This is a genomic window from Mycobacterium sp. (assembly GCF_049673265.1).
Classification (GTDB): domain Bacteria; phylum Actinomycetota; class Actinomycetes; order Mycobacteriales; family Mycobacteriaceae; genus Mycobacterium.
The window spans coordinates 1-7490 of record NZ_JBATXN010000316.1 but is presented as its reverse complement, the minus strand read 5'-3'; the positions used below and the strand labels follow the sequence as shown (position 1 = coordinate 7490).

The window sequence follows — 7490 nt, the reverse complement described above, 5'->3', positions numbered from 1 at the left end:
AGGGCTATCCCGTGCTCGTCGGACGCCAGCGGTTCCAAAATGTCGAACTGCGATTTCACCAATGCCGACGGCATGAAGTGGCCCGGCCTACCGGCTTGTCGGCGACCGATCACGTCCGGTGAACCGGTCAAATGCAAGAACTCGATGCGGGGGCAGTGCGAGCGCAACCTGTCGCGATATCGCCGTTTGAGTGCCGAGCAGCTCATCACGCCGCCCTCCTCATGGTCGGCCAGCCACTGTCCGACCGCTTCCAGCCACGGGTAGCGGTCGTCATCGGTGAGCGGTGTGCCCGCGGCCATCTTGGCGATGTTGGCTTGCGGGTGAAAAGCGTCTGCGTCGGCGAACGGCACGCCGAGGCGCCGCGCCAATGCCTTGCCCACCGTCGATTTCCCCGCGCCCGTGACACCCATGACCACGATGGGTGTGCTTGGTGGACATAGGTTTTCAGCGTGGATTGCGGTTCCACTCCACCCAGCCGACGCCGCTGCGGCCGTCTGCGGTGCTGACAGCGGCCCAGATTCGGGGAAATTGGCTGACCCGCCCGTCGCGGGAAACCAGCCGCACAGGTGCGTGCCCGCGCACGTCAATGGTCGCGGTGATGTCACCGGGATCGACCGCCAACGTTGCGGTGGCCGGTAATCCGTCGGCGTCGAATGTTTGGTGGGCGGTGATGGTTTGCAACTCGGTGAGTGCGCCGCCGCGGTCTTGGACGTAGCCGATACCGACCGGCGGAACGCCCGGGATGCGGATCTCCACACCGTGCATATGTGTCCCGTCGTCGAGGTGCAGTGCGCTCCAGACCCAGTCCATGCTCCACCAGTCCCGCACCCCCCACGAATGGTCCCGCTGGCCAGGGACCGCGTCGAAGGTGTAGTGATGTCCATCGACGATGACGGTTCCCGTGACGGTGCAGGGTATTTCGTAGCGAGTAGTGAGCCGATACTTGTAGGGCGTGCCATCGGTATGCCACACCAGATCGATGGCGACCTCGACCGGCGCTCCCGGTTCGCCCCGCAGCAGCGCGGCTGGGTCAGGGTAGGACTGGCCCTGCCCATGCAGACCAATGTGATAGGTCTGCAGTGGATCGCCGACGGAGTGCGTGAAATCGCCTGCGCCCGTGTGCAACACCCACGGGTCGGCGGGCAGTGCAAGCTCGCAGTCCACGACCGCGACCGTGGGCAGGTCCGGACCGCACAGCAAGGCGTGCAGCCATGCCCTCTGCTGGTTGGGGATGAGGCCAAGTCGCACCCACCCGCCGAGTCCGCTTGCCGTATCAGCGAAGTCGGCATACCAGCTCTCGCTCCACAGCGGCTCGTCGGTCGCCAGATGGGCCGACTCGTCGTCGCTTGATGGACGCAGCGGTTCGACGGCCGTTGGTGCGGCCAGTATCGCCAGGGCACCAACGTCGAGCACATGCTCGCAATGCCGTTGCAGCATCGTCATGAACATCGCGTCGCCGCGTTCGGTGCGTTCCACCAGCATCGACGAGATAATCGCCATCATCACGCCGAAAAAGCTCTGCCTGCGTACCCCCTCGCGGATATCGGCGAGGCTGATCGGCGCGTCCGGCCCTAGCGCCGCGTGATAGGCCTGCAGCAGTGCGTCGTAATGTGTGCGCCGCTCCGCTTCCGACAGCGCACAACCGATGAAATACGCCAGATCGGTCATCGCCGGACCCCACGTGACGGTCTGCCAGTCGACCACCGTCAGCGGGCGGTCGGCGCCGACGGCGCCGAACAGCATGTTGTCCAATCGATAGTCACCGTGCACCAGACCATGCATGCGATCGTCGGCGGCCTCCTCGGCCAGGTACGCGTCGAACCCGCCGACCAGCCGTTCGCACACCAGGCGATGCTGCGGGGCGATCTGATCGCCGTAGCGATCGACGAAGCCGGCGAACAGGGCCGTGATCAACCCCTGGTTGAGGGGCGTGTCACGGTGCAGCCAGGGTGCCTCCGCGAGCGTGGTGTCACCGAGCAGTGGACCTTGCAACCGGGCCAGCTCAGTGACCGCTAGCTGCGCCTGTGCGATTGTGGCACCGCGGATTTCGTCGCCCACGACGGCCGGATTTGCGTCACCGAGCAGCACATCGAAGCTGCCCGCCGACGCGTCGAACGCGGCGTGATAGCACGGCGCGACCGGCCCGCGCAGGCGCGGAGCAATATCGCGGTAGAAGCCCACTTCACGTTCGTAAAGACCCAGGCTCGCACCGGTCTGCCGGCTTATCGGGTCGGTGGCCGCGACTTTGAGCACCACGGAGTCGGGTCCGCCACCGCCGGGCCTTTCGTCGGCGTAGGTCAGCTGAACCCGGTAGCACTCGCTCATCTGACCGGTGCCGATCCGATCGACGCTGAACTCGGCGATGGTTCCGGCGCCGATCGCTGCGGCCAGCCAGTCGGCGGTGAGATCCTCTGGGCGTTCGACGACGTTGTCGGTATGTGCTTTCATCGCGCCAGCGAAAAGCCTTCCCATGCCATCCGCCGTTCGGGGTGCGGATCGAATTCGAGATGCGACTTGCGGTCGAACACCATAACCGCGCGTTCGGTGTCGGTGTAGGCGGGCCAGTCGGCACCGGGCACCCCGGTACGGCTGAATGACCTCCAGCGCCTTTGCACTTCGTTGGTAACCCGCAAGGCAGATCGCCGGTCAGCTGCCGCGCTCAGCATCGCCCCGAACTTGGTGCGGTAGATGCCGAAGACCGCGAGCAGTTCGGTGGCGTGCGTGGCACCCAGCCCTGACCAGCGCAGCATCCGGGGTGCGTAGTCGTATCGATACAGATAAGCGGGCGCGTGCTTGCCATGGGCTTCCGCGATCTCCCAAGCAGCCGAGCTGAAGGCGAAGTCGCCACCGAGCCGCACGCAGGCGGACCGCTCCGGGTAATCGGGGTAGGCAGCGGTAATTCGCTGCCGTGCAGCCGGTTCCACCTCAGCAAGCAGCGCTTCGACCATCGGCTCGGTCGTCGGCAGCAGCGGCAGGAAGCGGGTGAACAAGCGTCCTTCTTCGGCGTTGGTACCCACGATCAGCGGCACCCGATGCGCAGCGCCGCGCCGCATCGCCTCGACGGGGTCCAACGGCAGAACGTCGTCACCGGAGACCGGACCAATCGGAAAGGCTCCCACCATGTCTCGCACGCCCTCGTCGATCAGGCGATTTTGTGCCGTCACCAATTCGGCGGGAGAAGCCTGCCTCAAGGCATGGGCGGCGTCCTGCTTGCGGACACCCATGATAGTCGCGAATCGTCCCGCGAACTCGGTGGCCATTTCACGCGAGCGCACCATGCCGGTCGCCGGACTCTCCGAAATAACCTGGGCGAACAGGCCTTCGGCCTCCGGCACCGCCAGCAGCGTAGCGACGGCGTGTGCGCCGGCACTTTCGCCGAACACCGTGACTTTGCCCGGATCGCCACCGAACGCCGCAATATTCTGCTGGACCCAGCGCAACGCCAGCACCAGGTCGCGCAAGAACAGGTTGCTCTCCAGGCCGATATCGGCCGTCGACAGCGACGACAGATCCAGGCAGCCCAGCGCGCCAAGCCGGTAGTTGACCGATACATAGACACACCCACGGCGGGCCAGGCCCACGCCGTCGTATATCGGGGTGGCTGAGCTACCCATGATGTATCCGCCGCCATGCACGAAGACCATCACCGGTAGTGATTCGCTCTCCGGCGCCTCCGGTGAGACGACGTTAAGGGTGAGGCAGTCCTCCCCCATCGGTTGGTATTTGCCGACGCCGACGATCGTGTAGCGCCGCTCCTGCGGCGCGCACTTGGTGAAGCCGTGGCAGTACCGCACGCCTCGCCACGGCTGGGCCGGCTGGGGCGCCCGAAAGCGCAGCGCACCCACTGGCGGCCGGGCGTACGGGATGGACCGCCAGCGGTGCACGCCGTCGCGGGTAAAACCTTCGACGGTGCCGGCAGCCGTAGTGACGCGGACGGTGTGTTCGTGCATGACCTGACGGTAGCGAACCCGCATGGGTCACGCGTCTAGTACGTGGATCTCGCCGCTACCACCGTCGACCTCGACAAGCGCTCCGGGCGGGAGACGCCGCGTGGCGTCGGCGACGTCCACCACACACGGGATGTTGAATTCGCGTGCTACCACCGCGGCATGCGACATCGGTCCACCGAGCTCGGTCACCACCGCGGCCGCGTAGGAAAATGCTGCGGTGTAGCCGACGTCGGTGACCTCGGCGACCAGGATCTCTCCGGGTTCCAGGTCGTCGATGGAGTCTGGCTGGACGATTCGCACCCGGCCGCGGACTCGTCCACCGCAGACGCCGACGCCGGTCAGGGTCTCCCCGGGTTCAACGACGGTTGCCAGTGAGGCAGCGGCTTGCCAGCTGCCACTGAATACCGCGGGGGGTGCTACGCCGCCCAGCCTGCGTTGTTCTGAGCGGCGGCGCGCGACAAGTCTCGAAGCGTCGGCAGGCAGCGCATCAAGCTCGTCGACCAGCAGATAAAACACGTCGTCGGGGGTATCGAGAACACCCTCGTCGACTAGTCTGCGTCCCAGCTCACGGAGTAGCTTGCGCAGCAACCAGATTGCCCGGACCATTCTGTCGCGCCGGACTTCGCGGTCGCGAAGCTGCGTAGCGGCAAGTCGCGCCACCGGCCGGGCCTGCAACGGGATTACCGGACGGTGGATCTCCGGCCGAGTGGGGATGTTCAGCGATTTGCCGACCATCCGGATCAGCAGCTCTGGGTCGTCGGCGTAGCTGGTGGACCGCATCTCGACCTCGGCGGGGCCGCGGTGCCCGATGACTTTCAGCTCGGCAAGCACTGCGGCATGAAAATCCGGGGCCTGGGTGGCCAGCTCGTCGAGGTGGTCACCGGGGCGGGCCAAAATGCGGATCACGCCTGCGTCGCGTTGCGCCGCGTGCGCGAGTCGGTACACCGCGCTCAGCGGCTGTGCGCTGGCCACCTCCTGGCCGACCGAAAGCACCGTGTCACGGCCGCTGAGGCCGCGCAGCACCACGCTAAGCGCGGCGAAGGACATGAATGACCCTGACGCGAGCACCCACCCGTGTATGACATGGTCGCGCGCCAACAGGATCAGGCTTTGCAGCCGGTCGTCGCTGAGCTGTGAAAGATCCTCAGCAACATCGTTTTCCAAGTGCTCAATGTCGTCGATGAAGTCGCGGGTATCGCGCGCAGCGCCGGTCGTCAGGCCTGCCAGGTTGGCCGCGAATACCCCGAGATTGCGAATGGTACTCAGGGCTCGCATGGCCGGGCCGGATTCGCGTGGCAGGGGCTGCTCGCCGTAGATCGGCATGCTGGCCGCGCTCGGGCCGAAGAATTGGCTCTGCCGAATCACCGTCGCGGGTTTGACGAATGGAACTGTCTCGGCCATGAAATGCGCGGTGGTGATTGCTCCATACAGCCGATGGGCGAACACGCCGACGGTGCGCGTAGCCATTTCGCGTTGGATCAGCCCGCCGGGGCGCAGTCGTGCTGCGATGACTGCGCCGGCCGCGCGCAATCCGTGCACGGTCACCGACGCCGACGACGGTGAGAACGGCCCGGGCAGCGCCTCGGACAAATTGGTGGCGAGATAAGTCGGGAAGCGCGGGTCGATCGGTGTGTCAAACTCGCCGTTGGCGCCGTCCGGTCCGGCCAGCACCGGGGCAACTCCATCGGCGGCTGGCACATCCACCGACGGGATGTCTTGGGCATGAGTCATCCGCCACGGCAGCGACATCACCCGCTTGCCAACGCTGATTCGACCGCGCACCGCCAACGCGAGGTCCTGGACGCATTCTTCGGCGGTCCAGACCGGAGTGAAGTTCCATTTGTCATGCAGCAGTGCAGTATCCATCGACGGCGCGCTCAGCAGGCGATCCAGTTCGGGTGAACTGAGCAGCCGCCCACCAGCCCGTACCACCGGCCGCCCCAGCACATTGGCGATGTGTCGCAGCGTCGACTCCCCGTGCGCCGCAAGGTTCACCGGCCCACTATCGATGCCGGCATCGACGACGGCTCGGACGAAAACCCGCTGCACATCGTCGCTGTGCACCACCTGCAACCTGCGATCGGCGTCGATCTTAGAAAAGAGCGGGGACGCCAACACTCGGCGCACCCAGTTGTCGACGCCTCTGCCGAGAATGGCCGCCGAGCGGATCGCCACCCATTCCGCACTGGCCGCAGCCAGCATCTGTTCGACACCAGCCTTGTCGCGCCCTTCTGCCGATGCCGGCTTCAGAGGGTCGGCTTCGGACAGCGGTGTGCGGCCGTGGTCGACCCCGTAGACGTGCGCCGACGAGGCAAACACAACGCGGCGAGTACCGCTTTGGGTCATCGCCTCAAGCACGTTGGTGGTTCCGCCGATGTTTATCTCGCGACTAACCGAGGAAGCAGCGGCCGGGTCGACCGCCCAGGCACAGTGCACGACGACATCGGTGCCGGCTACCGCACGCCGCACCCCGGCCATATCGCGAATATCGCTTGCGACGAAGGCCGCTGAGCTCGGCCAGCTTTCGGGCCTATGACGGGCGAGGCCGATCACGTCGTGACCCCGGCTGAGCAGACGAGCGGCAACGCCGCGACCGATCACTCCGCTCGCACCGGTGACGGCGATCCTCACGGGCTAACCTCAAACCTCATCTGGCTAGTCGTCGTCATCGAGGAATGCAGCGTTGACCAGATCATCGAGATCCATTGCCGCGATGTCTTGTTCCCTGGTCTCTGCTCCGTCGGCTCCATCGGCTTCGTTCGCCAAGCTGAGCAGCAGGTCCAATACCCCGGCCTGGCGGAGGCGTTTGACCGGAATAGCCGCGACCACGCGCTGGATTTCCGCCTCGCCGGGTGCGACGTGCGGCGCCGACGCGGTCGAGTCGCCGACGAGCTCTTGGCGGAAGTATCCGGCCAGCGCTGCGGAGTTCGGGTAGTCGAAGATGAGAGTCGGTGAGAGCGCCAGCCCGGTGGCAGCTTTGAGCCGGTTGCGCATCTCGACCGCGGTCAGCGAGTCAAAGCCCAGCTCCTGGAACGCCTTATCGGCGTCGATGGCCTCTGGTGTCGTATTGCCCAGCACGGTGGCGATGTGTGACCGCACCAAATCAAGCAGAACCGCATGCTGCTCATCCTCGGGCAGCCCCTCCAGCCTTTGCAGCAGCGCGGACTTCGACTTGGCAGCTGCCAGCGAATCGTCGACCTGACGCCTCGCGCGCGCATTGATCAGGTCGACAAACATCGGCGGCAAGGTGCCCGCGTCGTACTTGGCGCGTAGCGCGGTCGTGTCGATGCGGGCGGACAGCAGGAACGGCTCGTCGACCACCATCGCGGTGTCCAGCAACTGCAGCGCCTCACCTGCGGACATGGCCACGATGCCGTCCCGGGCGAATCGGGCGAAATCGACAGACACCAGTGCGCCGGTCATGTCGCTGGCTTGGTCCCACAGACCCCAGCCCAGCGAGATCGCCGGCAAACCATGAGCACGCCGATGCACCGCCAACCCATCGAGGAACGAGTTCGCCGCCGCATAGTTGGCCTGCCC

5 protein-coding genes are annotated in these 7490 nt (G+C 65.8%); all 5 read right to left on the bottom strand.

Annotated elements, in window-relative coordinates; translation table 11 throughout:
- The coding region (locus WBF82_RS11210) for a gluconokinase (protein ID WP_424383107.1) at positions 1 to 410 on the bottom strand (410 nt) is incomplete at its 3' end.
- Between the two features lie 34 nt (positions 411 to 444).
- A complete protein-coding gene (locus WBF82_RS11205; RefSeq protein WP_424383106.1) occupies positions 445 to 2448 on the bottom strand; it encodes a phosphotransferase in 2004 nt (667 codons plus the stop codon).
- Positions 2445 to 3950, bottom strand: coding sequence for a carboxylesterase/lipase family protein (locus WBF82_RS11200; protein ID WP_424383105.1), 1506 nt, complete (start codon positions 3948 to 3950; stop codon positions 2445 to 2447). Before WBF82_RS11200 ends, WBF82_RS11205 begins: the two co-directional genes overlap by 4 nt.
- Positions 3951 to 3977: 27 nt before the next feature.
- Positions 3978 to 6581: an NAD-dependent epimerase/dehydratase family protein gene (locus WBF82_RS11195; RefSeq protein WP_424383104.1), complete on the bottom strand. Its 2604-nt coding sequence runs from the start codon at positions 6579 to 6581 to the stop codon at positions 3978 to 3980.
- Positions 6582 to 6605: 24 nt separating this feature from the next.
- Positions 6606 to 7490: beta-ketoacyl reductase (locus WBF82_RS11190; RefSeq protein WP_424383103.1), on the bottom strand; the 885-nt coding region annotated here is incomplete at its 5' end.